We start from the raw sequence: 24,926 nt of genomic DNA, 5'->3' as shown, positions 1-24,926 counted from the left end.
GGTTCTGCTATATTCGCGCCCAAAGTAGTGTCTTTTTTGCAAAACTTCGAACACCGTCTCTTCGCCACCAAATTCTCACCGACTCTTAACCAGGACCACCTCATGTCAGTTCGCGCGCGCACCACACTTACGGCGACCGTCATCGCCGCAAGCTTTCTGTTGATGACACCGGCCATCGGCCAGACGCTGAAAATGGCCGTCGAACAGACCCTGCAATCCAATCCTGACATCCTGATCGATGCCAACCACCGGTTGTCGACCGACGAAGCCGTCAAGGTCGCCCGTGGTGGCTATTTGCCGAAAGTCGACCTGACCCTCGGCACCGGCCGTGAGTGGAGCGATAACGTCAACACCCGCGCCGCCGGCAATGGCACGGTTCTGCTGCACCGCAATGAGGCCGGCCTGGCGTTGACCCAGATGCTGCTCGATGGCGGCCAGGTCAAGAGCGAGATCGACCGCAATTCGGCGCGTGTCGCATCAGCCGCCAACAAGGTTGCCGGCACCTCCGAGCAAACCGCGCTGCGCGCCGTGGAAGCGTATCTGGAGGTCATGCGCAACCGTGACCTGGTGGTACTGACCCGCGCCAACGCCGACGTCCATCTGCGCACCTTTGATCAAATCAAGGTGCGCAGCGACAGTGGCGTCGGTCGCAAGGCCGATCTGGAGCAGGTCAACGCCCGCCAGGGCCTGGCCAATGCCAATCTGGTCTCGGCCGAGGCCAATTTGCGCGATGCCGAAATCAACTATCTGCGCATCGTTGGCGCTGCGCCGATCAATCTGACCAAGGTTGAAGCGCCGCCAGTCGCGATGATGCCGGCCACGCTGGAACAGGCCCTGCAGACCGGCCTTGATCACAATCCGACGCTGCTGTCGGCGCGTTCCGACGTCGACGCCACCACGGCGCAAATCAATGGCGCCAAGTCGACCGAATCGCCACGTCTGGATTTGCAGATCGGCGCCGTCAGCAACCATGACGCCGATGGCGTACCGGGCCGCACCGATTCACGCTACGCGATGCTGCGTCTGCGCTGGAACCTGTTCAACGGCGGCTCCGACATGGCGCGCGTGCGTGAGACCGTAGCCTTGTCGAGCGAAGCGCGCGAAGTCATGATGCGCACGCAGCGCCAGCTCGACCAGAGCACGCGACTGTCCTGGAATGCATTGAACTCCGCAACCCTGCGTTTGCCATCGCTGCGCCAGCATGCCGAATCCAGCGGCCTGACGCGCGACGCCTACACCAAGCAATTCAATATCGGCCAGCGCACGCTGCTCGACGTGCTCGATTCCGAAAATGAAAACTTCACGGCCGCTTCGAATTACGTCAACGGCCAATACCTGGAAGTGTTCGCGCGCTACCGCATTCTGGCCGATATGGGCCAATTGTTGAGCACTTTAGGTGTTCCTCCGCGAACAGAGAGTATGCTCTCCGCTAAACAGTAATCCGGCATGCCTGCCAGCACGGCGCCGGATCAACGGGCCGTGCACTTTTTGACAGGACAGGTTTCATGCAGGGTACTGCCGTAATCGACTTTTCCCGCTCTCCCGGGCACCACACGGCGCCGGTCGCCTGCTGCGCCAATGCCTGATCCGGCGGGGTGGCGCCGGTTTGCGCGCCAGTGCGCGCTGTTGCTGTTGCTGCTGCTGTTGTCAATGGGCGGCGGCATTCTCAGCGTCTGGTCGGCCGGCCCGGAAGTGGTGGTCTCCGACAAGACCCTGTCCGGCGCCGAACGGCGCTACGGCGTCGAGGCGCGCAAACGGCTGGTGCTGTGGCAGCAGCTGCTGGCGACGCCGCACAGCCGCAGCGATCTCGACAAGCTGCGCCTGGCCAACGACTTCTTCAACACGATTCCGTTTGTTTCCGACCTCGACCACTGGGGCCGCGAAGATTATTGGGCCACGCCGGCAGAAATGTTGGCCAGCAATGGTGGCGACTGCGAGGATTTTTCGATCGGCAAATACTTCACGCTGGTGGCAATGGGCGTGGCGGTCGACAAGCTGCGCATCACCTACGTGCAGGCGCGCAATTACAATCCGGTCAGCCAGGCGCACATGGTGCTGACGTATTACGCCACGCCCGCCGCCATGCCGCTGGTGCTGGACAATCTGATCCCCGAGATCAAGCCGGCTTCGCAGCGTCCCGACCTGACTCCGGTATACAGTTTCAATGGCGCCGGCCTGTGGCTGGCCAAGGCGCGTGGCGAAGGCAAGCCGGTCAGCGGCGGCTCCGACAATATCAGTCTGTGGCGTGATCTGCTCACGCGCATGGGCAAAGAATTCGACTAAAGGATCTTCCTCCATGACTCTTCTGCGCCAGCTCACCGCCGTCATCATCGCCCTGTTCATCTTGCTGTTTGCCGGCACCGTGGCCATCAGCGTGTCAGACACGCGGGCCTATCTCGATCGCCAGCTCAAGACCATTTCGCAGGACACCGCGACCTCGCTGGGACTGAGCCTGTCGCCGAATTTTCTCGACAACGAGATGGTGCTGGTCGAGAGCAAGGTCAACCTGATTTTCGATAGCGGCTATTACCGCGAAGTGACCATTCGCGGCATCGATGGCAAGGTCCTGGTGCAGCGGCTGGCGCCGGCGCGGATTCCCGAGGTGCCGAACTGGTTCGTGCGGCTGTTTCCGATTGCCACTCCAAGCGGCCAGGCGCTGATCATGGCCGGCTGGCAGCAGGCTGGCACCATCACGGTGGCGGCCAATCCGGCGGCAGCGTATGCGACCCTGTGGGCCAACAGCGTCAATTCGTTCTGGTGGTTCCTGGCCGCGCTGGTGGCCACCTCCTTGCTGGGGATGCTGGCGCTGCATCTGATCCTGCGCCCGTTGCGCACGGTCGAAGCGCAGGCGCGGGCGATCTGCGACCGCGAATATCCGGTCCAGACCAAATTGCCGTGGACGCTGGAACTGCGCAGCGTGGTGGTGGCGATGAACCGGATGACCACCAAGATCAAGGAAATGTTCGAGGCCCAGAGCGACGCCATGAACCGCCTGCGCGCCGACAGCTACCGGCATGCCCTGACCGGGCTGGCCAACCGGCGCTATTTCGACATGCATCTGCAGCAATTGCTGGCGTCGACCGACGAGTTTCACACCGGCGCCTTGCTGTTCATCGAAATCAAGGAATTCAAATCGTTCAACGAGCGGCTGGGTTACGCGGCGGGCGACGAACTGCTGCGCGGGGTCGCGGCAGTCATCAATGAAGTCGCGCGCAGCGACGGCCACCAGGATTATTTTGCGGCCCATCTGGGCGGTGCGAATTTTGCGCTGGTGCTGTCGAACGTGAACGAGCGCGAAGCGATGGAGGTCGGCGAACGGCTGGCATCGGCGCTGCAACAGCTGCGCCAGCGCGGCCTGATCGACCTGGACGAAGTCGGCCATGTTGGCATCGCCCTGTACCGGCAGCAAAGCCTGACCCAGTTCCTGGCCGAGGCCGACACGGCGTTGCGTGCGGCCCAGAACAAGGGACCGAATGCGCTGCACCTGCATGAGGCGCGGGCCGAGGAAGCGATCGCCTGGTCGGCCACGCGCTGGAGCGAATTCCTGCGCACCGTGATCGAGAAAAAAAACATCATCCTGCACCTTCAACCGGTGCAGGAAAGCACCGACCGCCACAGCCTGATGCAATACGAAACCCTGCTGCGCGTGGTGGGCGAGGATGGCCAGTTGATTCCGGCCGTGATCTTTGTGCCGATGGCCAAGCGGCTCGGCCTGATCCAGCAGATCGACCGGCTGGTGGTCAGTGAAGTGATGGCGCGCATCAAGGCCGGGCGCTACGGCCTGACCACGATCGCCGTGAACCTGTTCCCGGCGACCTTGCAGGACCCCGGTTTTCTGGACTGGCTCAGCGCCACGCTGCGCGCCGATCCGGCCTCGGCCAGGCGGATTGCCTTCGAAGTCTCCGAATACGGCGCGCTGGAAAACCTCGATGCGCTGCGTGCGCTGGTGGCGCGGGTACGACAGCTGGGCGGCCAGTTCGGCATCGATCATTTCGGCCGTGGCTTCGCCTCGTTCGGCTATCTGGCAACGCTGAAGCTGGACTATCTCAAGATCGACGGCAGCTTCATCCGCGACATTGGCAACAACCGCGACAACCAGTTCCTGGTCGATTCGATCTGCAAGATTGCGCATGGCCTGGATCTGAAAGTGATTGCCGAATCGGTCGAAACCGACGACGAGTGGGCCATGCTGCGCACCTTCAAGCTCGATGGGGTGCAGGGCTATGGCGTGGGAATTCCTGCGGAAATCTGACCATGCAACTCTTGCTCGGTTGTTCTCGCAGCGGCGTTGCCCTGCTGCGCCGCGACTGGTTGGGTCGCGTGGTCGGGGCACCCATCGAGCGCAGTTGGGACGGCGATCCGGCCACGCTGGCGGCGGTTTTGCGCGCGGTATTCGGCGACGCGGCGCTGCGCAAGGTGCGCCTGCAGGTGACGCTGGCGGACGACTTGTGCCGGTTTCATGTGACCGCACCGGCGATCGATGCCGGCTGGGTATTGCACAGCGATCCGGTGCTGTGCGGACCCTTCGCGGCGGTCGCGCTGCCGCAGGCGTTGCAGCAGGCAGTGCTGCAGGTGGCCGACGAATTCGGCCTGCGCAAAACGCGCATTGCCCCGCATTGCTGCGTGATGTGGCGGCACTGGAAACATGAAATGAAGCCGACCGACTGGTTCGGCGTGGCGCACGACAACAGCCTGACGCTGCTGGCGTTCGCCGACGGCCGGTTGCGCGCCCTGGTGCGCGAGCCACTCGATCAGCCGGCCATGAAGGACCCGCTTTGGCTGAGCCGCTGCACTGCCAGCACCATGCGTGCGCTGCACGTGGCGGCGCCGGCGCGCATCCTGCTCGGCGGCGAAGTACCGCAGCCGTGGACCAGGCAAATGCCCGGCCGGATTGCCTGCAGCGCGCTGGTCGCCAAAAATCAGCCGGCCTGTTCGCGCGCGGCCGCGCTGGCGATGGGCGCCTGACGGGTCAGGGCGCGCTGGCCTGTTGTGCCAGTAACGCCAGCGCTGCCCGTTCGCGCCGGAAGTGCCGCACGGCCAGCAGCAACGCCACGGCCTGCAACGCCGCGCACAAATAAAACGGCGCGCCGATGCGCCAGTCGCCATGCGGCAAATGCGACACCAGTCCGAGAATGGGCGCGCCGATGATCGGTGCGATCACCGCCATCAGGCTGTTGAGCGAACTCACCGCGCCAAGCGTCTTGCCCTGGCTGCTGGCATCGGCCGCACCCGAGATGATGCTCTGGATGGCGGCGTTGACGGTGCCGCCGAAAATGTTGATGAAGATGATCGCAAACATCATCCAGCCCTCGGTGGCGAGGCCCCAGCACAGGAACGCCAGCGTCGATGAAATCAGCCCGAGCACGGTCAGGCGGCGCGGACTGAAGCGGCGCAGCAGCGGCCCCAGCAGAAAGCCCTGCACCAGCGCGGCGCTCACGCCTACCGCTGCCAGCGACCAGCCGTTTTGCTGCGGACCCCAACCGAATTTGAAGGTCGTGTACAACACCCACGACGTGTACAGGACGAACTGCGCCAGCCCGGCGCAGGCCACCACGCCGACCAGCGGCCCGACCGCCTTGAGTTGCGTCAGGCCGCGCAGCGCCGCCACCGGATTGGCCTTGCGCCAGTCGAAGGCATGACGCTTTTCGAGCGGCAGCGATTCCGGCAACACGAAGTAGCCATACGCCAGATTGATCAGGGCCAGCGTGCCCGCGACAAAAAATGGCAGATGCAGATCGATCGCGCCAAGCAACCCGCCCATCACCGGTCCGATGATGAAACCCAGGCCGAACATGGCGCCCAACAGGCCAAAGCGTTTGGCACGCTGCTCCGGCGCCGTGATGTCCGCCACATAGGCGCTGGCAACCGCCTGGTTGGCTTGCATCGCACCGCCGACCAGGCGCACCACGATCAGCATCCACAACGCGGTGGCAAATGCGGTCGCGAAGAAATTCAGCGCCAGTCCGCAAAAGCCGAGCAGCAACACCGGGCGGCGACCGAAGCGGTCCGACAGTGCGCCGAGAATCGGCGAACCAAAGAAATTGGCGATGCCGAAGGCAAATGCGACCGCGCCGTACCAGAACGCCTGGGCCGCCTGGGAATCTGTAAAACTGCCAACCAGCACCGGCAACACCGGAATGATCAGGCCAATCGAAATCATGTCGATCAAGACCGTCAGCATGATGAAGCGCATGGCGGCGGCGGGCGGGGCGGCAGGGGGCAGTGGTGGCACGGAAAATCCTGTGGTCGAATGGGATCGAAGGTGGCGCAGGGCGAGGCCTGCCAGTATAAATCAGAGGAACCATCTTGCATCTCGGGTCACATATCAGAAAATGTGACTTTCCGACAAAGTGAAGTTTCCAAAAAAACTTTCCACCTCCATGGAGCGGCATGATGCGCGTCTCAAATAATGGCTCAAACCCCTATTCGTTTGACACCAACAACACATCCGGCGGCGCGTCCGGCAGCAGCTCGTCGCTGTCGTTCGAGCCGGGCGACATCGCGGACCCGAGCAGGTGGAACTCGCGCGGCACCTCGTCGCGTTCGTCAGGACGGACCGATCCTGCCGATGGAATGCGGGAGCTGTTCCAGGCGTTGTCGCTCCTGATGCAGATGTTAAAAACCATGTTCAAACAACTCTCCAGCCAGAGTGATGACAGCGACGCCGCCGATACAGATAGCGCGACCGGCAGGACAGCGGCACGGGCGGCGGTACATCGCCGTACCAGCCGCCGTCGTTCGGTAGCAGTGACCCGTCCGGCTCAACATCGAGTGGCGGCGTTAGTCCGGTCTCGAACCCGTCGTCGAGTTCGGCCACTGCCCCCGCTAGCAGGCTTTCCGATCAGGCGATTGCCAACAACCCGGCAGTCGGGCAATGGAGCGACCAGATTGCGAAGGCCGCGCAGGCCACCGGACTCGATGCCAACCTGATCGGCGGACAAATATGGGCCGAGTCGAGAGGCAACCAGCAGCTAACGACCACCAACTCCGACGGCTCGCACGACACCGGGCTGGTGCAGATCAGCCAATACCGCTGGGATCACGATGTGCTGCCGCACCTGTCGGATGACGATCGCGCCAAAATCAAGAGCGCCACCAACAAGGACGCCGACCAACTGGATGTAACGCAACCGCTGGACAATCTGGTGGCAGGAGGTTTCAAACTCAAGCAGGACATCGCCTCGCAGGGCAGTGAAGAGTTGGGACTGCGCTACTACAACACGGGGACAGTGTCGGGGGCGGGCAGCGCCGGTTATGTGAACAACGTTGAGCAATACCGCCGCGAACTGACAGCAGGCAGTAAATTGTCGAGCGACCCCTACGAAGCCAGAGGTGGCACGGGGCAACCGGGGGTGATTTGACGATTGGCGCGTGCACTTCGCTAGCAAGGATGCGGAATCTGCGACAATCCTCGCACCATGACCTCCGACAATCCCCTGTTTCACATCGCCTTCTACCAATTCGTCCGCCTCGACGACGCCGATGCACTCGTGCTGCGCCTGCGCGCGCTGACCACGGACCTGCTCGGCAGCATCCTGGTCGCCGACGAAGGCATCAATGGCGTGCTGTCCGGCAGCGCCGGCGCACTCGATGCCTTCGAGCAGGCATTGCACGCCGATCCGCGCTTTGCCGCCATGCCCTTCAAACGCAGCGCCTGCGTCACCAATCCATTTGGGCGGATCAAGATTCACAAGAAATCCGAGATCGTGTTCATGGGCGTGCCGGATGTCGATGCCGTGCGCAAGACCGGCATCGCGGTCAGTCCGCAGGAATGGCGCGAATTGATTGCTGCCGACGACGTGGTGGTGATCGACAACCGCAACAGCTTTGAATACCGGCTCGGCAAATTCAACAACGCGATCGATCCCGAGGTCGCCAATTTCCGTGATTTTCCAAAGTTCATCGAAGCCAATGCACCGGCCTGGCAGGCCGCGGACAAGCGCGTGGCGATGTACTGCACTGGCGGCATCCGCTGCGAGAAGACCAGCGCGTGGATGCACGACATGGGCATCGAGGTCTACCAGCTCGACGGCGGCATCCTGAACTATTTCCAGACCATGCCGGACGCCGACAAGGACTGGCAGGGCGAGTGCTTCGTGTTCGACAACCGCATCGCGCTCGACACCCATCTGCAGGAAACCGCGACCACGCTTGAGCAGGTGTATGAAGGCGAGCCGGACGGTGCATGGCGGCTGGCGCGCGCGCGCCGACTGGACCAGTCATAACGCCGCCCAGCCGCGATGGCGTTGGCGCCAGTTGCGTCGCCTTGCCGCCCGGACCGTGGCCGCTGCTGCTGGATTTTCTGGCGCAGCGCTTTGCCTTTATCGCCCGCGACGAATGGGCCGAACGGATGGCGCGCGGCGAGGTGCTCGACGCCGACGGTAGGGCGCTGGATCCACGCACCGTCTATCGCGCCCAATCCAAGGTGTTTTACTTTCGCAGCCTGCCCGACGAATCGCCGATTCCGTTTCAGGAAACCATCCTGTTTCGCGACGACTTTCTGATCGCCGTCGACAAGCCACATTTCTTGCCGGTCACGCCGGCCGGACGCTACGTCCAGCAGACCCTGCTGGTGCGCCTCAAGCGCACGCTCGGCATCGACACGCTGGCGCCAATGCATCGCATCGATCGCGAGACCGCCGGACTGGTGCTGTTCTCGATTCAACCGCACACGCGCGCGGCCTACCAGGGCTTGTTTCGCGAACGCGCCGTGACCAAGCACTACGAAGCCATCGCCGCCTGGCGGCCGGAACTGGCGCTGCCGCTGCTTGTGCGCAACCGGCTGGAGGAAGCCGACTCGTTCATGAAGATGCGCGTCGTTACAGGTGAGCCGAATGCCGAGACGCTGATTACGCTGCTGCAGGTGCAGGGCGAGCTGGCGCGCTACGGCCTGCAACCGGCCACCGGACAGCGGCACCAGTTGCGGGTGCAGATGGAAGCGCTTGGCATGCCGATTCTCAACGACCAGATTTATCCACAGCATGCGCCGGAGCCTGCGCCAGGGGTCGCGCCGGATTACAGCAAGCCGCTGCAATTGCTGGCCCGATCCCTGGCATTCATTGATCCGGTGACGGGGCAGGCGCGGCAGTTCGAGAGCCAATACCAGCTGCAGTTTTGACCGTGGTCAGCAATTCCGCGATCGCGCCGCGCCGCCGCACCAGCGGCTGCGCTATGTTGTCGAGACACTGACGAATCAGGAGAATGGCATGCAGGCACCGACGACCGATCAAGCCTTCGCCGGCTCGATTCCGCAGGTGTATGACGCCTGTATGGTGCCGCTGTTGTTCGCGCCGTACGCCGACGATCTGGCGCAGCGGGTGGCGCAGCGGGTGGCGCAGCGGCAACCGTCACGCCTTCTGGAAATTGCCGCCGGCACCGGCGCCGTGACACGCCGGCTGGCCAGCACGCTGCTGCCATCGGTGCAGATTGTCGCGACCGACCTGAGCCAGCCGATGCTCGATCAGGCCGCGGCAATCGGCACCGCTCGCCCGGTCGAATGGCAGCAGGCCGATGCAATGCAGCTGCCGTTCCCGGATGGTGCGTTCGACATGGTGGTGTGCCAGTTCGGGGTGATGTTCTTGCCCGACAAGGCCGCCGCATTCGCTGAAGTCCGGCGCGTGCTGGGTCCCGGCGGCGTGTTTCTGTTCAATGTGTGGGATCGCATCGAGCACAACGAATTCGCCGCCACCGTGAGCGACGCGCTGGCCGCGCTGTATCCGGGCGATCCGCCGCAATTCATGCAACAGGTGCCGCACGGTTATTTCGACACGGAGGCAATCCGGCAGGACCTGCACCGCGGCGGCTTCGACCGCGCCCCCGAGATCGTCACCGTGGATGCATGCAGCCATGCCGACTCGCCCGCGCTTGCCGCGCTGGCGTTCTGCCAGGGCACGCCAATGCGCATGCAGATTGAAGCGCGCGACGCCGCCGGACTGACCGGCGCCACCAACGTTGCGGCACGGGCGCTGGCCAGCCGGTTTGGCGCGGATGCGATTGACGGGAAAATGCGGGCGTATGTGGTTGCGGTGGAGCGCTAGCGGTTACATGGATGCCCGGTTCAAACGCTAGCGTCCGGCGTGACGTGTGATCTTGCAGGTTAGGCGGCCGCCACATCCCGGAATGCAGCCAGCGCTGCTTCAAGATGTTCGATGATCTCCTGTTGCCATAATCCGGCGGCGGCAGGTCATCAAGATTTTCCAGGCTGTCGTCCTTCAGCCAGAAAATATCCAGACTGGCCTTGTCGCGCGCCATCAGCTCATCGACCGTAAAGTAGTTGAAGCGCTCGCTGGCGGTGCGCTGGTGGCGGTTATCGGCGTTGTAGCAAGTAATGCAATCCTGCAGGTCGTCCAGCTTCAGGGTGCGTGTCTTGCGTGTGAAATGCTTGTTGGTGCGCAGGTCATGGAACCACACGCCCTTGGTGTGGCGCTGACCATCCTTGGGTTCGGCGTCAAAGAACACCATGTTGGCCTTCACGCCCTGCGCATAAAAATGCCAGTGGGCAGGCGCAGCACGGTGTGGAGATGGCGCCGCTGATGCGCGCTGGATGCGGCCTCGGTGACTTCTGGTCGTAGCGCGCAGGTGACCAACGACGATCTGCGATTGCGCTTAAGATGCAGGCACACCCGCTGGCAGCATCTTGCCGCCAGCGCCGCCCGGCCTAGCTCCGCTTCGCCTCCCAAAGGATCAAATCATGACCAACGCTGTCCCGTCCAACGCCGCGCTCGCGCGCAATGCATCGAGTGACCTGTTCAAGCCATTCCAGCTCGGTGCGCTGCAGCTGTCCAATCGCATCGTCATGGCGCCGCTCACGCGCAGCCGGGCCAAGGAAGACGACCTGCCCGGCGACCTGGCGGCCGAATATTATGTGCAACGCGCCAGCGCCGGACTGATCATTTCGGAAGCGACCCAGATTTCCCAACAAGGCAAGGGCTATGTCTTCACGCCTGGCATTTACAGCCAGCCGCAAGTGCAGGCCTGGAAAAAGATTACCGACGCAGTCCATGCCGCGGGCGGCAAGATCTTCATGCAACTGTGGCACGTCGGCCGCATTTCGCATCCGTCGATCCAGGTCGACGGCGCCTTGCCTGTCGCGCCCTCGGCCATCAAGCCGGAAGGCCAGTCCTACACCAAAGACGGCTTCGTGCCGATGGTCACGCCGCGTGCACTCGACATGAGCGAAATGCCCGGCATCGTCGAGCAATATCGCACTGCCGCCCAGAATGCCAAGGCGGCTGGCTTCGATGGTGTCGAGATCCATGCCGCCAACGGCTATCTGCTGGACCAGTTCCTGCGCGACAAGACCAACCAGCGCACCGATGCCTACGGCGGCTCGATCGAGAATCGCGCGCGGCTGCTGCTGGAAGTGACTGCCGCCGTGGTGCAGGTGTGGGGTGGCGATCGGGTCGGCATCCGCATTTCGCCGCTGAGTGGCTTCGGCGACATCGCCGACAGCAACCCGCAGGCGTTGTTCACGTATGTGGTCGAACAACTCAACCACTTTCATCTGGTGTACCTGCATGCGATCGAAGGCGACACGGGCGGTACGCGCACGGTGCCGGGCGGCTTCGACCTGCAGATTCTGCGTCGACTGTTCAACGGCAGCTACATGGCCAATAACGGCTACGACCTCGAGCTGGCGCTGGCCGCCCGCGATGCCGATACAGCCGATCTGATTTCATTTGGCCGGCCGTTCATTGCCAACCCGGATCTGGTCGAGCGGCTGCGCGTCATCGCGCCCTTGAATACGCCTGATCCGGCCACCATGTATGGCGGTGGTGCTGGCGGATACGTCGATTACCCGACATTCAAGGCGTCCTGAATCTGTTTTTCTTCCCTGAAATACACCTCTCCTGCATCCACCAGTGCGATTTTCAGTAGTCGCCTGACCCTTCATTGCATTCCAGCGCGGGCGACCCGACGGTCGCCCGATACCTTGCGAAATACCAAAGGAGAGATACGTGACAACCGAGCCAACCTGTCCCTTCGTCGGGGCTGCGCGCCAGCCCACCGCAACCGGCGCCAGCAAAGAGCCCAACTGGTGGCCAAATCAGCTCAAGCTGAGTCTGCTGCACCAGCACTCGCCACTGTCGAATCCAATGGAGCCGGGGTTCGACTACGCCGCCGAGTTCAAGAGCCTTGATCTGGCGGCTGTGGTCGCGGATCTGCATGCCTTAATGACCGACTCGCAGGACTGGTGGCCGGCCGATTACGGCCACTACGGGCCATTCTTCATCCGCATGGCCTGGCATGGCGCCGGCACCTACCGTATCGCCGACGGCCGCGGCGGTTCCGGCTCCGGCGCACAGCGCTTTGCACCGCTCAACAGCTGGCCGGACAACGTCAGCCTCGACAAGGCGCGCCGCTTGCTGTGGCCGATCAAGCAGAAATATGGCCGGAAAATATCCTGGGCCGATCTGCTGATTCTGACCGGCACGGTGGCGATGGATTCGATGGGATTGAAGACCTTCGGTTTCGCTGGTGGGCGCGTCGATACGTGGGAGCCCGATGACATCTACTGGGGCCCTGAGTCGAAATGGCTGGGCGACCAGCGCTATACCGGCGACCGTGTGCTGGAGAATCCGCTGGCGGCGGTCCAGATGGGCCTGATCTACGTCAATCCGGAAGGGCCGAATGGCAACCCGGACCCGCTCGCGTCGGCGCGCGACATCCGCGAAACCTTTGCCCGCATGGCGATGAACGACGAAGAAACCGTAGCGCTGTGCGCCGGTGGACATACCTTTGGCAAGACCCACGGCGCGGCCGATCCGGGCAAGTATGTCGGTCCCGCGCCCGAAGCCGCCGACATCACCGAGCAAGGGCTGGGCTGGAAGAACAGTTTTGGCAGCGGCAAGGGCGTCGATACCATCAGCAGCGGGCTGGAAGGCGCCTGGACCACCAATCCGGTGCAGTGGGATAACGACTACTTCAAGCTCCTGTTCGGCTATGAGTGGGAACTGACCAGGAGCCCGGCAGGTGCGCATCAGTGGACCCCGACCGATCCGGCTGCCGCCAACACCGTGCCTGATGCGCATGATCCATCGAAGCGGCACGCGCCCATGATGGCTACCTCCGATATCGCCCTCAAGGTCGATCCGGCCTACGCCAGGATAGCGCGCCACTATTTCGAGAATCCACAGGAATTCGCCGACCAGTTCGCGCGCGCCTGGTACAAGCTGACCCATCGCGACATGGGTCCGCGCGCGCGCTATCTCGGCCCGCTGGTGCCAGCCGAGACGCTGCTGTGGCAAGACCCGATTCCCGCTGTCGATCATGTCTTGATCGGCGCGTCGGAGATCGCGGCACTCAAGCGCAGCATCCTCGCCTGTGGCCTGTCGATCGCTCAGTTGGTCGCCACTGCCTGGTCATCGGCGGCAACCTTCCGCGGCGGCGACAAGCGCGGCGGCGACAAGCGCGGCGGCGCCAACGGCGCGCGCCTGCGTCTGGCGCCGCAAAAAGACTGGGAAGTCAATCAACCGGCCCAACTGGCGCAGGTGTTGCAAAAGCTGGAGACGGTGCGTAGTGCGTTCAACGGCGCGCAGGCGGGCGGCATGCAGGTCTCGCTGGCTGACCTGATCGTGCTGGGTGGCTGCGCGGCGGTCGAGCAGGCAGCGCACAAGGCCGGTCATGACATCACGGTGCCATTCGCGCCGGGTCGGATGGACACCTCGCAGGAGCTCACCGATGTGGCCGCGTTCGCGGTACTGGAGCCGACCGCGGACGGCTTCCGTAACTACCAGCGCAAGGACGACACCCGATCGGCGACCGAACTGTTGGTCGAGCGGGCCAACCTGCTGACGCTGACTGCGCCCGATATGACGGTGCTCATCGGTGGCCTGCGCGCCTTGAATGCCAACTTCGAACAGTCCGAACTTGGTGTCCTAACTGATCGGCCAGAAACCTTGAGCAACGATTTCTTCGTCAATCTGCTCGACATGAACACCACCTGGCAGAAGTCGGCCAGCTCCGCCCAGGTGTTCGAGGGCAGTGACCGGGCCACGGGCCAGCGCAAATACACAGCCAGCGCAGTCGATCTGGTGTTCGGATCGAATTCGCAGCTGCGTGCGCTGGCCGAGGCGTATGCCTGCAGCGACTCGCAAGCGCCGTTCGTGCGCGATTTCGTGGCGGCCTGGAACAAGGTAATGAACCTCGATCGCTACGACCTCAAGTAATTGTATTGTCAGGCGCCGCAGTGCCATAGCGCATCTGCTGGCGCCAATCATTTCAGCGCCGTGCCCCGCTTGGGCGGCGCGAGGACGGATGTCGTCCCCGTCATCGGGCTTGTGTCATGCAAGCCGAATGACTGGGGCATGTTTGATCCATATAAAAATAAAACAGGGCGGCTGACTTCGGTCGGCTGGAAAGATCCAGTGAATCGCGAATCCTCTCGCGCAGACATTGGCAATATTCGATCAACCCTGAAAGGCAACAATGGCATACCAAACGACCAACCCCTACACCGAACAAGCCGGTGCCCCCTTTGCCGAATGCACGGCGGAGCAACTCGAAACCAGGCTGGCCACAGCGGCGGCATGTTACGGCACCTGGCGCAGCACCACGTTTGCGCAACGCAAGGCCGTGCTCCTGCGCGCCGCCGCCCTCATGCGCGAGCGCAGCGAACATCTGGCCGGTTTGATCACCGAGGAAATGGGCAAGCGAATCGCCGAGAGCCGCGGCGAAGTAGCGCTCAGCGCGGCGATCATTGCGTATTACGCCGAGCATGCCGAGCAGTTCCTGGCGACCGAGGAAATTGCCGTCAAGGGCGGCGAGGCGATTGTCGAGAGCAGCCCGATCGGCGTGTTGTTTGGCGTCGAGCCGTGGAATTTTCCGTACTACCAGATCGTCCGCTTTGCCGCGCCCAATCTGATGGCCGGCAATGTCGTGATGGTCAAGCATGCCTCCAACGTGCCGCAGTGCGCACTGGCCTACGAACAGCTGATGCACGATGCGGGCGCGCCGGCCGGCGCCTATACCAACCTGTTCATTTCGAAGGATCAGGTGGCGCAGGTCATCGATGACCTGCGCATTCGTGGCGTCGCGCTGACCGGCAGCGAAGCGGCTGGCGCGGTGGTTGCCGCCCGCGCTGCGCACAACCTGAAAAAGACCACCATGGAGCTGGGTGGCAGCGATGCCTTCATCGTGCTGGAGGATGCCGATCTGGATCTGGCGATCAAGCACGCGACTAGCGGGCGCATGGACAATACCGGACAGGCATGCACCGCATCGAAGCGCTTCATCGTGGTCGAGTCGATGGCAGATCAGTTTCTGCTGCGCTTCCGGGCTGCGCTGGAACAATTCAAACCGGGCGACCCGATGGACGAAGCCACCACGATGGGGCCATTGTCGTCCGAGTCGGCACTGCACACGCTGCTCGATCAGGTCGAACGGGCCCGTGCCAACGGTGCGACAGTGCTGCTGGGCGGCGCACGACTGGCGCGGTCCGGCTACTTCATGCAACCCACCATTCTGAGCGACGTCGCGCGCAGCAATCCGGCCTACAAGGAAGAGTTCTTCGGACCGGTGGCACTGTTCTTTCGGGTCAAGGACGAAGACGCGGCGGTGCAACTGGCCAATGATTCGCCGTTCGGGCTCGGTGGCTCCGTCTTCACCAACGACATCGAACGCGGCAAGCGGGTCGCTGGCCGCATCGAGACCGGCATGGTGTTCATCAATGCTGCCTTGACCTCGTCGCCGGAATTACCTTTTGGCGGCATCAAGAATTCCGGCTACGGTCGCGAACTGTCGGCTGCCGGCATCCAGGAATTCGTCAACAAGAAGCTTATCCGGGTCGCCTGATCTGCGGCCCGTCCCCGTCGCCGGGGACGGGCGCGCAACCGGCCGCAAGCCGATCCGTCCGGCGCGCACCTGTGCCCGGTTGCCTTCTTTTACAAATCACAGTTCTTGCGATGCGCCGCGCCGCAGAAATCGGGGTGGCGCGTTGATCAGGCGGTACGCTCAAGGCGTCGCGCCAGCCGCTGCATCAAGGGCCGCACCCGCAGAAAGCCGCGGTACACGACCTCAAGCAACGGCGTGACACCTGGCAGCGCGCCAAAGCGGCCGAGCCAGCGCCAGCCCGGCAGCGTCAGCCACAGCGCCACGAAAGCGGCGGCGCCGCCCAGCAACCTGCCGTCGGCAGTACGCACATGAAAGCGGGCCATGAACACGGCGCGCTCGGCACCGGACGGCAACAGGTTGTTCGGGTCGCTGACGTCGACCCACTGAATCGGTGCCGATGGTGTCAGGTCGCGATAGACGCCGACCTCGCGCCGGCATAGCGGGCAGGAGCCGTCAAACATGACTTGCAGGGCCGCCGGGGCGGGTGTGCGGTCGGTCGACGACGTGGTGTCCTGGGTGTTTTTTTCAGTTGTCATGCTGGGTCGGGGCAATGTCGGGATAAAGGATTGGAGGGGCAATGTGCTGCGTCCGGAGTGCCCGGGCGCGTGCAGTGCAGCCACCATACCAAGTATTTGCTTTTCGCGACGGCCGACGATGCGTTGCTTCGCCGGTCCCGAATGGCGGCGCGACCCGGCTCCAACCGATAGGGAAGGCCATGCCGGCCCGTTGTTCCGGCGCGCCGCCCTGCCTGCAGCGCCGTCAACATGCCACGCCAACAAGGCCTGTTTGCCCTTGCAAAAAGCGGCGTCAGCACCACCTTTGCATATATCGTAGAATCCCGATTCATAATTCGAATCAATCCGATACAAGATTCGTCCAAACCCGAAATACATCGCACCGCCATGCCCAGAAAACCCGCCCTGCCCGAACTCGATATCGATGCCATTCACAAGGCGCTGGCCAATCCTGTCCGGCGCGACATCCTGCAATGGCTCAAGCAGCCCGACGAACATTTTGCGATGCAGGAGCATCCGCTCGACATCGGTGTGTGCGCCGGGCTGATCGACCAGCGCACCGGGCTGTCGCAATCGACTGTCTCGGCGCATCTGGCGTCGTTGCAGAAAGCCGGACTGGTCACGTCGCGCAAGGTCGGGCAGTGGATTTTTTACCGGCGCGACGAAGCGCTGATCGCGGCATTTCTCAACCAGATGCGCGATGGGCTGTGATCCGGCCATGCGCATCGGCCAACCACTTTGTTTTCCTCAACCGGGCGCAACTTGCGCCTGCTTCTCCCGCGCTGGCCTGACACGGCTGGCATCTGCTCACGAAAGATAACCATGACAACTTTATTCGATCCCCTTCAGGTCGGCGACCTGACCCTGCCGAACCGCATCATCATGGCGCCCCTGACGCGCGCCCGTGCCGGCAGCGAACGCATTCCGAACGCCTTGATGGCGGCGTATTACGTGCAGCGCGCGTCGGCCGGGCTGATCATCAGCGAGGCCACCGTGGTCACGCCGCAGGGCATCGGCTATGCCGAGACACCGGGCATCTGGTCGGACGCGCAAGTCGCCGGCTGGCGCCTGACCACCGACGCCGTGCATGCCGCCGGCGGCCGGATTTTCCTGCAACTGTGGCATGTCGGCCGCATCTCCGATCCGGAATTGCTGGATGGCGCCCTGCCGGTCGCCCCGAGTGCGATTGCCGCCGCCGGCCATGTCAGCCTGCTGCGCCCGCTGCGTGATTATCCAACTCCGCGCGCGCTGGCCACCGAAGAAATCCCGGGCATCGTCGCCGCCTTCCGCAAGGGCGCGGAGAATGCCAAGCTGGCCGGCTTCGATGGCGTGGAAATCCATGGCGCGAACGGTTACCTGCTCGACCAGTTCCTGCAGGACGGCAGCAACCAGCGCACCGACAACTACGGCGGATCGATCGAAAATCGGGCCCGCTTGATGCTGGAAATTACCGACGCCTGCATCGAGGTCTGGGGCGCCGGCCGGGTCGGCATGCATCTGGCACCACGTGCCGATGCGCATGGCATGGGCGATTCGAACCGGGCCGCGACCTTCGGTTATGTCGCCACCGAACTCGGCAAGCGCGGCATCGCCTTCATCTGCGCACGCGAATCCGTGGGCGAGGACAGCCTCGGACCGCAACTCAAGAAGGCCTTCGGCGGCGTCTACATCGCCAATGAAAAGCTCGACGGCGCATCGGCGCAGCAGTTGCTTGATGCCGGCACCGCCGACGCGGTCGCCTTCGGCAAACTGTACATTGCCAATCCGGATCTGCCAGAACGCCTGAAAGCAGCGGCGCCGTTGAATGTGCCGGTGCCGGAGACTTTCTACGCGGTCGGACCGGTCGGCTACACCGACTATCCGGCGCTGGCAGCCTGAGTCAGCTCGCGCGGAAATTCTCGCGGCTGTCGTCCTTGAGGGCCGGATACAGGGCCTAAAACCGGCGAAAGCGCGGCGCGGCAACCGCGGCCTGGACCGGGTCCGGATGAAACCGCGTGGTTGCGCCGGCCGGTCGGCATAGCGTCGCCGGATCGCCGCCATCGGCGATCCACGCCAGCCGTGCCGCACCCAGCGCGGCGGCCGACTGCGACTGCGCATCACGGCGCAGCGTGGTGCCCAGCACCGAAGCAATCAGTTGCACCCACCCGTCATTGCGGGCGCCGTCGCCGACAATCGTCATTTCGTCGGCGGCGGCATGCTTGCCCGCCATCGCTTCAAGTCCGTCGCGCAATCCGAACGCCACCCCTTCCATTACCGCAAACGCCAGCGCCGCCGCTTCGTGCTCGTGACGCATTCCTACAAAGGCGGCTGTCGCAAGCGGGTCGTTGTGCGGCGTGCGTTCGCCCGCCAGGTAAGGCAGGAACAACGGCGCCCGCTCACGCTGGGCCGGCGTCAGGTCGTCCTCGACTTCAGCCGCCAGCGTGGCTTCGTCGCCGCGCCCGGTCAGACGGGTGACCCAGCCAAACGCGCTGGCGGCACTGAGCATGACCGACATCTGGTGCCAGCGTTGCGGCAGCGCGTGGGCGAACGCATGGACCCCCTGCGCCGGATTGGGTTGAAACCGGTCGGTGACCCGGAACACCACGCCGGAGGTGCCCAGCGAGACGAAGCCCTGGCCGGCGTCGATGGCGCCGACGCCAATCGCGCTGGCGGCATTGTCACCGGCGCCGCCGGCCACCGGAATGCCGGTTTGCAGTCCCCAGTCACGCGCCAGCGCCGGCAGCAGCGTGCCACCGATGGCCGAGCCTTCCACCAGGCGCGGCATCTGCGCGATGCCCAGGCCGCAGGCCTGCAGCATCGGCAGGCTCCAGTTGCGCTCGGCCACATTCAGCCACAGCGTGCCGGACGCATCCGACATCTCGCTGACCAGTTCACCGGTGAGCTGCAAGCGCAACCAGTCCTTGGGCAGCAACACGCAGGCGATGCGGGCGAACAGCTTCGGCTGGTGCTTGCGCAGCCAGAGCAGTTTGGGGGCAGTAAAACCGGGCATGATCTGGTTGCCGGTCAGCTGCTGCGCGTCGGGCATGCTGCGCTCCAGTTCGGCGCATTCGGCGAAGGCACGGCCGTCGTTCCACAGGATGGCCGGTCGCAGCACCTTGCGCTCGGCGTCCAGCACCACCGCGCCATGCATCTGCCCGCACAGGCCGATCGCCTTGACCTGGGCAAATGCCTGCGGCGCGTCGGCGCGCAAGCAGGCGATGGCCTGTTCCAGCGCCTGCCACCACTGCGCCGGGTTCTGCTCGCTCCACAACGGTCGCGGTTGCTGCACGCTCAATGCGCTGTCAGCGATCGCAACGATGCGACCGGTTGGCGCCAGCAGCAGTACTTTGACACCCGAGGTGCCCAGATCAATGCCGAGATACATGAAATTCCCGTGTCAGAAAACAGCGGTGTCAGGGACCGAACCGGCCCTGCGCCTGCTGGCGAAACGCCTTCGGTGTCATGCCCTTGATTTCGAGAAAACGCCGGTTGAAGTTGGCAACGTTGTTGAAGCCAACGTCATAGCAGACGTTCGAAATGTAGTGGTCGGTTTCCATCAGCAGTTTGCAGGCCTTGTTGATGCGCAACCGGCTGACGAATTCGGAAAAACAGTTGCCGGTCGCGGCGCGGAAAAAGCGCGAACATTTGGTCTCGGACATGCCAAGGAAATGCGCCAGCTCGGTGATCGACAGGTGGCGGCTGTAATGTTCAAGGATGTAGTTGACGGCGTTGCTGATGGTGGCGAGCGCCTCGCTGTCGCCGACCGATTTGAGCTGTACCGATGACAGCAGCCGGTAGTCGCCGCAATGCGCCAGTTCGCGCAACAGCTCGAAAAAATGAATCAGGCGCGACAGCCCGGTGCTGTCGCGCACCTGATCCATGTGGCGCGCCACGCGCTTTTCCAGACCAAAGAATTCAACGCCGAACTGGGAGCGATCGAGCATCGGGAAAATCCCCTCGATCTCGGGAATGGATGTGCGCATCGCCGCCAGCGGCGCACTGCCGAACTGGATCACGCGGTCGCGCAATGGCGTATTGCTGGCCTGCTCGTCATTGGTGACCGAGTTGTGCGGGATGCGCGGTCCGGTCAGGATCAGGTTGCCTGGTGCGAATTCGCCGATGTAGTCGCCGACGAAGACCTTGCCGCTGGAGGCGACGATCAGGTGGATTTCATATTCATCGTGACAATGCCAGCGGATCAGCGCGCTCGGGCTGCCATGCTCGAGATAGCGCACGAAGCCGAACAGGTCTTCGGGCAGCACCGCAGGATTGTCGTCATGCAGTCGCTTGTGCTCGAGTTCGGGTGTCGTCAGATGCAGTGTGCCCACAATCTCTCCTCCTCGCGATGCACCGGCCGGCGCTTGGCTACGGTGTCGATGCTGCCGCCATCCGCACCAGTGTGTGCTCGACGCCGTCGCGATACAGGCTGCCGAGTTGTGCTTGTAATAATGCAAAGAATGCCTGATTCTGGCCCAGATCGCCAAACAGGTCATGTTGCGCCAACAGATCCTGTGGATTTGCACCAACACGCAGGACCAGCGCCTGCAAGCGTGCCGCATGCGGATCATTGATCGGCATCGGACGGCCGGCCTCGTCGATGCCGGTCAGATAGCGTAACCAGCACGCCACCGTCAAGCTCAGCAGCGTGATCGGGCGGCCCGCCTGCAATGCTTCCACAATCGACGGCAGCACGAACTTGGGAATGCGCGCCGAGCCTTCGGTGCCGATGCGCGCCAGCTGATCGTTCAGGGCCGGATTGGAAAACCGTTCGATGACAGTGTCACAGTATTGTTGCAGGTTGATGCCGGCCGGCGTTGCCAGCAGCGGGATCACTTCGGTCTGCATCATGGCACGCACCAGGGTGCGGATGCGGTCGTCGGCCATGGCTTCGTGTGCATACCGGTAGCCCAGCAGCATGCCCAGGTAGCACAACGCCTGATGGCTGGCGTTGAGCAGGCGCAGTTTCATTTTTTCGTAGGGACGCACATCGTCGGTCATCTGCGCACCGACCCGTTCCCAGTCCGGGCGGCCATGCGCAAACTGGTCTTCGATCACCCATTGCCGGAACGGCTCGGCCACTACCGGCCAGGCGTCGTCGATGCCGAACTGCGCCGCCACCAAGGCGCGGTGCACGTCGGTGGTGGCCGGGGTAATCCGGTCGACCATGCTGTTCGGGAAATGGCATTCGCGTTCCAGCCAGGCATGCAGCGCCGGGTCGCGCAGCTGCGCGAAACCGAGCAGCGCCATGCGCGTGACGTCGCCGTTATTCTCTAGGTTATCGCACGACATCACGACGAACGGCACCAGGCCGCGCTGGCGGCGTCGTTCCAGCGCTTCGGCCAGATAGCCGAAGGCGAAGTGCGGCGCCTGCGGATGGGCCAGGTCGTGCACGATGTCGGCATGGCCGGGATCGAACTTGCCGGTGCCGTGGTTGATGTAATAGCCGCCTTCCGTGATCGTCAGGGAGACAATCCGCGTGTCGGGATGCGCCAGTTTTTCCAGCACCGCCTGCGGATCGTCGGGCGCGAACAGGAATTCCGACATGGCGCCGATCACCCGCGCGACATCGCCGGCGGCGCTGTGCTCGACCACCGTGTACAGGCAATCCTGCGCCTGCATGGCATCGCGCATGGCGCTGTCCTGCGGCAGCAGGCCGACGCCGCAGTAGTGCCAGGCCGGTTGCGTCGCCAGTTGCAGCAGATCGTCCAGATACACCGCCTGATGGGCGCGGAAGAATCCGCCGACGCCGATGTGCACGATGGTGGCGCCAGCGGTGCTGCGCGCATAGCCAGGCGTGACGATGCCGGCGGCGATGTTGCCGAGATTGCCGGCGTTGAGCTTCATGCCGTCACCCCTTCCTCGTCGAATCGATGCAGGTCGATCGCGTCGAAAGTGAGCGTGGTGTTGTCGCCCGGCTTCAGATGGACCCGCTCGGTGCAGCGCACCACCAGCGGCGTGTCGTTGGCCAGCCGGCAGTAGACCAGGGTTTCCGCGCCGAGCGACTCGACCATGTCGACGGTGGCGGCATGGCCGTTGGGCGCGCCGCTATCGAGGCGGACCTTTTCCGGCCGGATGCCGATGAAGCCGACGCCGGCCAGTGCGCTGCCCAGGCTGGCGCCGGGCACCACGTTCATTTTTGGCGTGCCAATGAACTGCGCCACGAAGCGGTTGGCCGGGTGGTCATACAGTTCCAGCGGCGAGCCGACCTGTTCGATGCGGCCGTCGTGCAGCACCACCACGCGGTCGGCCAGCGTCATCGCTTCGACCTGGTCATGCGTGACATAAATCGTGGTGGCGCCGAGTTCGCGCTGCAGCCGCGCAAGCTCGAGCCGGGTCTGCACGCGCAGCGCCGCATCGAGATTCGACAGCGGCTCGTCGAACAGGAACACCTTGGGCGCGCGCACGATGGCGCGGCCGATGGCGACGCGCTGGCGCTGGCCGCCGGAGAGTGCCTTGGGCGTGCGATCGAGATATGGACCGAGGTCGAGAATGGCGGCGGCTTTTTCCACCTTGGTGCGGATGATGGCCGGATCGACGCCCGCCAGCTTCAGCGCGAACGACATGTTCTCGAACACCGTCATGTGCGGATACAGGGCATACGACTGGAACACCATCGCCAGGTCGCGCCTGGACGAGGGCAGGGCGGTGATGTCGCGGCCATCGAGTTCGATGCTGCCGCCGTCGACCGGCTCCAGCCCGGCGATCAGGCGCAGCAAGGTCGATTTGCCGCAACCGCTGGGGCCGACGAAGACGATGAATTCGCCCTGTTCGATTTCCAGGTCGATGCCCTTGATGGCATGGTGGTCGCCAAAATATTGTTCGATGTTGCGCAGTGTCAGAAAGGCCATGATGTGAATTCCCCGTAATGCGTTAATTGCCAGCGGCGTTACTTGACAGCGCCGAACGTCAGGCCCTGCGCCAACTGTCGTTGACAGAACCAGCCGAACACCACGATGGGCGCGATCGCCATCAACGAGGCGGCCGACAGCTTGGCCCAGAACAATCCTTCCGGGCTCGAATACGAGGCAATCAGCGATGCCAGCGTGCCGGCATGGGCGGCGCCGAGATTGAGCGACCAGAACGATTCGTTCCACGACAGCACCAGGCACAGCAGCGCGGTCGAGGCAATCCCGCCCAGTCCCAGCGGCATCACCACGTGGCGGAATTCATGCAGCAGGCCGGCGCCGTCCATGCGTGCGGCTTCGAGGATTTCACGCGGGATTTCCTTGAACGCGGCGTACAGCATCCAGACCATGATCGGCAGGTTCGACAGCGTAAATATCAGGGTCAGTCCGAGCCGGGTGTCGAGCAGGCCGAATTGCTGATACAGGACATAGATCGGCACCAGCACGCCGACCGACGGCAGCATCTTGGTCGACAGCATCCACATCAACAGGTCCTTGGTGCGGGCGGTTTGCGAGAATGCCATCGAGAATGCCGCCGGGATCGCGATCAGCAAGCCGATGAGGGTCGAGCCGGCGCTGGTAATGAGCGAGTTCATCGCATAGCCGAGGTAGTTGCTGCGGCGCTGGACTTCGATGAAACTGTCCAGCGTCGGCGTAAAGAACAGCGAGGACGGCAGTGCGATGGCTTCGGCTTCGGTCTTGAAAGCGGTCAGTCCAAGCCAGAAGATCGGAAAGAAGATCAGCAACGCGCACAGCCATGCAGCCAGGGTGCGCACGCTGCCGGAAAACGTGATGTGGTTCATGGCCGCCTTCATTTGTCGAGGTTCTTGCCGATCAGGCGGATGAAAAAGATCGCCGCCACATTCGCCAGCAGCACCGCGAACAAGCCGCCCGCCGAGGCCACGCCGACGTCGAAGCCGAGCAGCGCCTGCGAATAAATCATGAAGGCGACATTGGTGGTCTCGAAGCCGGGACCGCCGCCCGTGGTGGTGAAGATTTCAGCAAACACCGACAGCAGGAAGATCATCTCGATCATCATCACCACCGCCACCGGACGGCCCAGATGCGGCAGATACAGATAGCGCAGCTGCTGCCAGTAATTGGCGCCATCCATGCGCGCGGCTTCGAGTTGTTCGCGATCCATCGACTGCAGCGCGGTCATGAAAATCAGGCAGGCGAACGGCAGCCATTGCCAGGTGATCATGGCGATGATCGAGGCCAGCGGATATTCCGCCAGCCAGTCGATCGGGGTGCCGCCAAAAAACAGCGTGACCTGGGCGACCAGGCCGTAGATCGGATTCATCATCATGTGTTTCCACATCAGCGCGTTCACCGCCGGCATCACGAAGAATGGCGAGATCAGCAACACCCGCACCGCCGAGCGGCCGACGAAGGGCTCGTTGATCAGCAGCGCCAGCGCGATGCCCAGCACGATGGTCAGGGCCATGACCGTGCCGAGCAGCGTGAGGGTGTTGCGCACCGCCGGGCCAAAGGCCGCATCGGTGAAGAAATAGTTGAAATTGTCCAGCCCGGCAAATTCAAGCGGGCCGGCCTGCATCAGGTTGTAGCGGGCAAAGGAAAAGTAAATCGTCATCAGCAACGGCACGATCATCCAGATCAGTAGCGTTGCCACGGCAGGGCTCAACAGCAGCCGGGGCATCAGTCGGTTCATGGGACCTCGCAAGCAGGAGGCGCT

Annotated in this window: 22 protein-coding genes and 1 pseudogene; 13 read left to right on the top strand and 10 right to left on the bottom strand. The window is 63.3% G+C overall.

The window, feature by feature from the left end; genetic code table 11:
- Positions 1 to 102 precede the first annotated feature (102 nt).
- The 4 genes from RCH09_RS08340 (at position 103) to RCH09_RS08325 (ending at position 4,965) form a co-directional block, all read left to right on the top strand.
- Entirely contained in the window at positions 103 to 1,440 is a 1,338-nt protein-coding gene (locus RCH09_RS08340; protein WP_326940606.1) for a TolC family outer membrane protein, read from the top strand.
- Between the two features lie 138 nt (positions 1,441 to 1,578).
- On the top strand, positions 1,579 to 2,283 hold the full coding sequence (locus tag RCH09_RS08335) for a transglutaminase-like cysteine peptidase (protein WP_326940605.1): 705 nt from the start codon (positions 1,579 to 1,581) through the stop codon (positions 2,281 to 2,283).
- Positions 2,284 to 2,296: 13 nt separating this feature from the next.
- On the top strand, positions 2,297 to 4,252 hold the full coding sequence (locus RCH09_RS08330; protein WP_326940604.1) for an EAL domain-containing protein: 1,956 nt from the start codon (positions 2,297 to 2,299) through the stop codon (positions 4,250 to 4,252).
- Positions 4,253 to 4,254: 2 nt separating this feature from the next.
- On the top strand, positions 4,255 to 4,965 hold the full coding sequence (locus tag RCH09_RS08325; RefSeq protein ID WP_326940603.1) for a hypothetical protein: 711 nt from the start codon (positions 4,255 to 4,257) through the stop codon (positions 4,963 to 4,965).
- A gap of 4 nt (positions 4,966 to 4,969) precedes the next feature.
- Here the strand turns inward: RCH09_RS08325 and RCH09_RS08320 are convergent, their stop codons facing one another.
- Positions 4,970 to 6,232 (bottom strand): TCR/Tet family MFS transporter, encoded by a 1,263-nt coding sequence (locus tag RCH09_RS08320; protein ID WP_326940602.1) that lies wholly within the window; start codon positions 6,230 to 6,232, stop codon positions 4,970 to 4,972.
- Positions 6,233 to 6,422: 190 nt separating this feature from the next.
- Positions 6,423 to 6,632 (bottom strand): hypothetical protein, encoded by a 210-nt coding sequence (locus tag RCH09_RS08315; RefSeq protein ID WP_326940601.1) that lies wholly within the window; start codon positions 6,630 to 6,632, stop codon positions 6,423 to 6,425.
- Between the two features lie 381 nt (positions 6,633 to 7,013).
- On the opposite strand from RCH09_RS08315, the gene RCH09_RS08310 reads away from it, so the two are divergent.
- The 4 genes from RCH09_RS08310 to RCH09_RS08295 all read left to right on the top strand — a co-directional run bounded on the left by RCH09_RS08310 (position 7,014) and on the right by RCH09_RS08295 (position 10,037).
- On the top strand, positions 7,014 to 7,361 hold the full coding sequence (locus RCH09_RS08310) for a hypothetical protein (RefSeq protein WP_326940600.1): 348 nt from the start codon (positions 7,014 to 7,016) through the stop codon (positions 7,359 to 7,361).
- Positions 7,362 to 7,418: 57 nt separating this feature from the next.
- Complete coding sequence (gene trhO, locus RCH09_RS08305) at positions 7,419 to 8,225, top strand: oxygen-dependent tRNA uridine(34) hydroxylase TrhO (protein ID WP_326940599.1); 807 nt, start codon at positions 7,419 to 7,421, stop codon at positions 8,223 to 8,225.
- Positions 8,186 to 9,118, top strand: a complete 933-nt coding sequence (locus RCH09_RS08300) for a pseudouridine synthase (RefSeq protein WP_326940598.1) — start codon at positions 8,186 to 8,188, stop codon at positions 9,116 to 9,118. Before trhO ends, RCH09_RS08300 begins: the two co-directional genes overlap by 40 nt.
- Positions 9,119 to 9,206: 88 nt before the next feature.
- The gene (locus tag RCH09_RS08295) at positions 9,207 to 10,037 is read left to right on the top strand and encodes a class I SAM-dependent methyltransferase (protein ID WP_326940597.1); all 831 of its coding nucleotides are present in this window, start codon (positions 9,207 to 9,209) and stop codon (positions 10,035 to 10,037) included.
- 319 nt (positions 10,038 to 10,356) lie between these two features.
- Here the strand turns inward: RCH09_RS08295 and RCH09_RS19710 are convergent.
- Positions 10,357 to 10,461: pseudogene (locus RCH09_RS19710) on the bottom strand (hypothetical protein); the annotation flags it as partial.
- 229 nt (positions 10,462 to 10,690) lie between these two features.
- Here RCH09_RS19710 and RCH09_RS08290 point away from each other — a divergent pair.
- From RCH09_RS08290 to RCH09_RS08280, 3 genes are all read left to right on the top strand, one after another.
- Positions 10,691 to 11,818, top strand: coding sequence for an alkene reductase (locus tag RCH09_RS08290; RefSeq protein ID WP_326940596.1), 1,128 nt, complete (start codon positions 10,691 to 10,693; stop codon positions 11,816 to 11,818).
- A gap of 139 nt (positions 11,819 to 11,957) precedes the next feature.
- A complete protein-coding gene (gene katG, locus RCH09_RS08285; protein ID WP_326940595.1) occupies positions 11,958 to 14,168 on the top strand; it encodes a catalase/peroxidase HPI in 2,211 nt (736 codons plus the stop codon).
- Positions 14,169 to 14,427: 259 nt separating this feature from the next.
- Positions 14,428 to 15,792: an NAD-dependent succinate-semialdehyde dehydrogenase gene (locus tag RCH09_RS08280; RefSeq protein WP_326940594.1), complete on the top strand. Its 1,365-nt coding sequence runs from the start codon at positions 14,428 to 14,430 to the stop codon at positions 15,790 to 15,792.
- A 146-nt stretch (positions 15,793 to 15,938) separates the two neighbouring features.
- On the opposite strand, the gene RCH09_RS08275 is transcribed toward RCH09_RS08280, so the two are convergent.
- Complete coding sequence (locus tag RCH09_RS08275) at positions 15,939 to 16,367, bottom strand: thiol-disulfide oxidoreductase DCC family protein (RefSeq protein WP_326940593.1); 429 nt, start codon at positions 16,365 to 16,367, stop codon at positions 15,939 to 15,941.
- 366 nt (positions 16,368 to 16,733) lie between these two features.
- Here RCH09_RS08275 and RCH09_RS08270 point away from each other — a divergent pair, with 366 nt between their 5' ends.
- Positions 16,734 to 17,057, top strand: coding sequence for an ArsR/SmtB family transcription factor (locus RCH09_RS08270; protein ID WP_326940592.1), 324 nt, complete (start codon positions 16,734 to 16,736; stop codon positions 17,055 to 17,057).
- Positions 17,058 to 17,168: 111 nt separating this feature from the next.
- On the top strand, positions 17,169 to 18,224 hold the full coding sequence (locus RCH09_RS08265) for an alkene reductase (protein ID WP_326940591.1): 1,056 nt from the start codon (positions 17,169 to 17,171) through the stop codon (positions 18,222 to 18,224).
- Positions 18,225 to 18,279: 55 nt separating this feature from the next.
- Here RCH09_RS08265 and xylB read toward each other — a convergent pair whose 3' ends face one another.
- The 6 genes from xylB to RCH09_RS08235 are packed head-to-tail and all read right to left on the bottom strand — an operon-like array spanning position 18,280 to position 24,902.
- Positions 18,280 to 19,710, bottom strand: a complete 1,431-nt coding sequence (gene xylB, locus RCH09_RS08260) for a xylulokinase (RefSeq protein ID WP_326940590.1) — start codon at positions 19,708 to 19,710, stop codon at positions 18,280 to 18,282.
- 28 nt (positions 19,711 to 19,738) lie between these two features.
- The gene (locus tag RCH09_RS08255; RefSeq protein ID WP_326940589.1) at positions 19,739 to 20,653 is read right to left on the bottom strand and encodes an AraC family transcriptional regulator; all 915 of its coding nucleotides are present in this window, start codon (positions 20,651 to 20,653) and stop codon (positions 19,739 to 19,741) included.
- Positions 20,654 to 20,690: 37 nt separating this feature from the next.
- On the bottom strand, positions 20,691 to 22,169 hold the full coding sequence (locus RCH09_RS08250) for a mannitol dehydrogenase family protein (protein ID WP_326940588.1): 1,479 nt from the start codon (positions 22,167 to 22,169) through the stop codon (positions 20,691 to 20,693).
- Positions 22,166 to 23,173: an ABC transporter ATP-binding protein gene (locus tag RCH09_RS08245; protein WP_326940587.1), complete on the bottom strand. Its 1,008-nt coding sequence runs from the start codon at positions 23,171 to 23,173 to the stop codon at positions 22,166 to 22,168. Before RCH09_RS08245 ends, RCH09_RS08250 begins: the two co-directional genes overlap by 4 nt.
- A gap of 38 nt (positions 23,174 to 23,211) precedes the next feature.
- Complete coding sequence (locus tag RCH09_RS08240; protein WP_326940586.1) at positions 23,212 to 24,033, bottom strand: carbohydrate ABC transporter permease; 822 nt, start codon at positions 24,031 to 24,033, stop codon at positions 23,212 to 23,214.
- An 8-nt stretch (positions 24,034 to 24,041) separates the two neighbouring features.
- A complete protein-coding gene (locus RCH09_RS08235; protein ID WP_326940585.1) occupies positions 24,042 to 24,902 on the bottom strand; it encodes a carbohydrate ABC transporter permease in 861 nt (286 codons plus the stop codon).
- Positions 24,903 to 24,926: the final 24 nt, after the last annotated feature.

The sequence above is a fragment of the Actimicrobium sp. GrIS 1.19 genome (assembly GCF_035984655.1).
Taxonomy (GTDB): Bacteria; Pseudomonadota; Gammaproteobacteria; order Burkholderiales; family Burkholderiaceae_D; genus Actimicrobium.
Note: the sequence above shows the minus strand (reverse complement) of the source record. Positions and strands in the feature narration are given on the sequence as shown.

Coding starts and splice junctions, on each gene's coding strand:
- RCH09_RS08340 (WP_326940606.1), top strand. CDS start 103: ATGTCAGTTCGCGCGCGCACCACACTTACGGCGACCGTCATCGCCGCA.
- RCH09_RS08335 (WP_326940605.1), top strand. CDS start 1,579: ATGCCTGATCCGGCGGGGTGGCGCCGGTTTGCGCGCCAGTGCGCGCTG.
- RCH09_RS08330 (WP_326940604.1), top strand. CDS start 2,297: ATGACTCTTCTGCGCCAGCTCACCGCCGTCATCATCGCCCTGTTCATC.
- RCH09_RS08325 (WP_326940603.1), top strand. CDS start 4,255: ATGCAACTCTTGCTCGGTTGTTCTCGCAGCGGCGTTGCCCTGCTGCGC.
- trhO (WP_326940599.1), top strand. CDS start 7,419: ATGACCTCCGACAATCCCCTGTTTCACATCGCCTTCTACCAATTCGTC.
- RCH09_RS08300 (WP_326940598.1), top strand. CDS start 8,186: ATGGCGGCTGGCGCGCGCGCGCCGACTGGACCAGTCATAACGCCGCCC.
- RCH09_RS08295 (WP_326940597.1), top strand. CDS start 9,207: ATGCAGGCACCGACGACCGATCAAGCCTTCGCCGGCTCGATTCCGCAG.
- RCH09_RS08290 (WP_326940596.1), top strand. CDS start 10,691: ATGACCAACGCTGTCCCGTCCAACGCCGCGCTCGCGCGCAATGCATCG.
- RCH09_RS08280 (WP_326940594.1), top strand. CDS start 14,428: ATGGCATACCAAACGACCAACCCCTACACCGAACAAGCCGGTGCCCCC.
- RCH09_RS08275 (WP_326940593.1), bottom strand. CDS start 16,367: ATGACAACTGAAAAAAACACCCAGGACACCACGTCGTCGACCGACCGC.
- RCH09_RS08270 (WP_326940592.1), top strand. CDS start 16,734: ATGCCCAGAAAACCCGCCCTGCCCGAACTCGATATCGATGCCATTCAC.
- RCH09_RS08265 (WP_326940591.1), top strand. CDS start 17,169: ATGACAACTTTATTCGATCCCCTTCAGGTCGGCGACCTGACCCTGCCG.
- xylB (WP_326940590.1), bottom strand. CDS start 19,710: ATGTATCTCGGCATTGATCTGGGCACCTCGGGTGTCAAAGTACTGCTG.
- RCH09_RS08250 (WP_326940588.1), bottom strand. CDS start 22,169: ATGAAGCTCAACGCCGGCAATCTCGGCAACATCGCCGCCGGCATCGTC.
- RCH09_RS08245 (WP_326940587.1), bottom strand. CDS start 23,173: ATGGCCTTTCTGACACTGCGCAACATCGAACAATATTTTGGCGACCAC.
- RCH09_RS08240 (WP_326940586.1), bottom strand. CDS start 24,033: ATGAACCACATCACGTTTTCCGGCAGCGTGCGCACCCTGGCTGCATGG.
- RCH09_RS08235 (WP_326940585.1), bottom strand. CDS start 24,902: ATGAACCGACTGATGCCCCGGCTGCTGTTGAGCCCTGCCGTGGCAACG.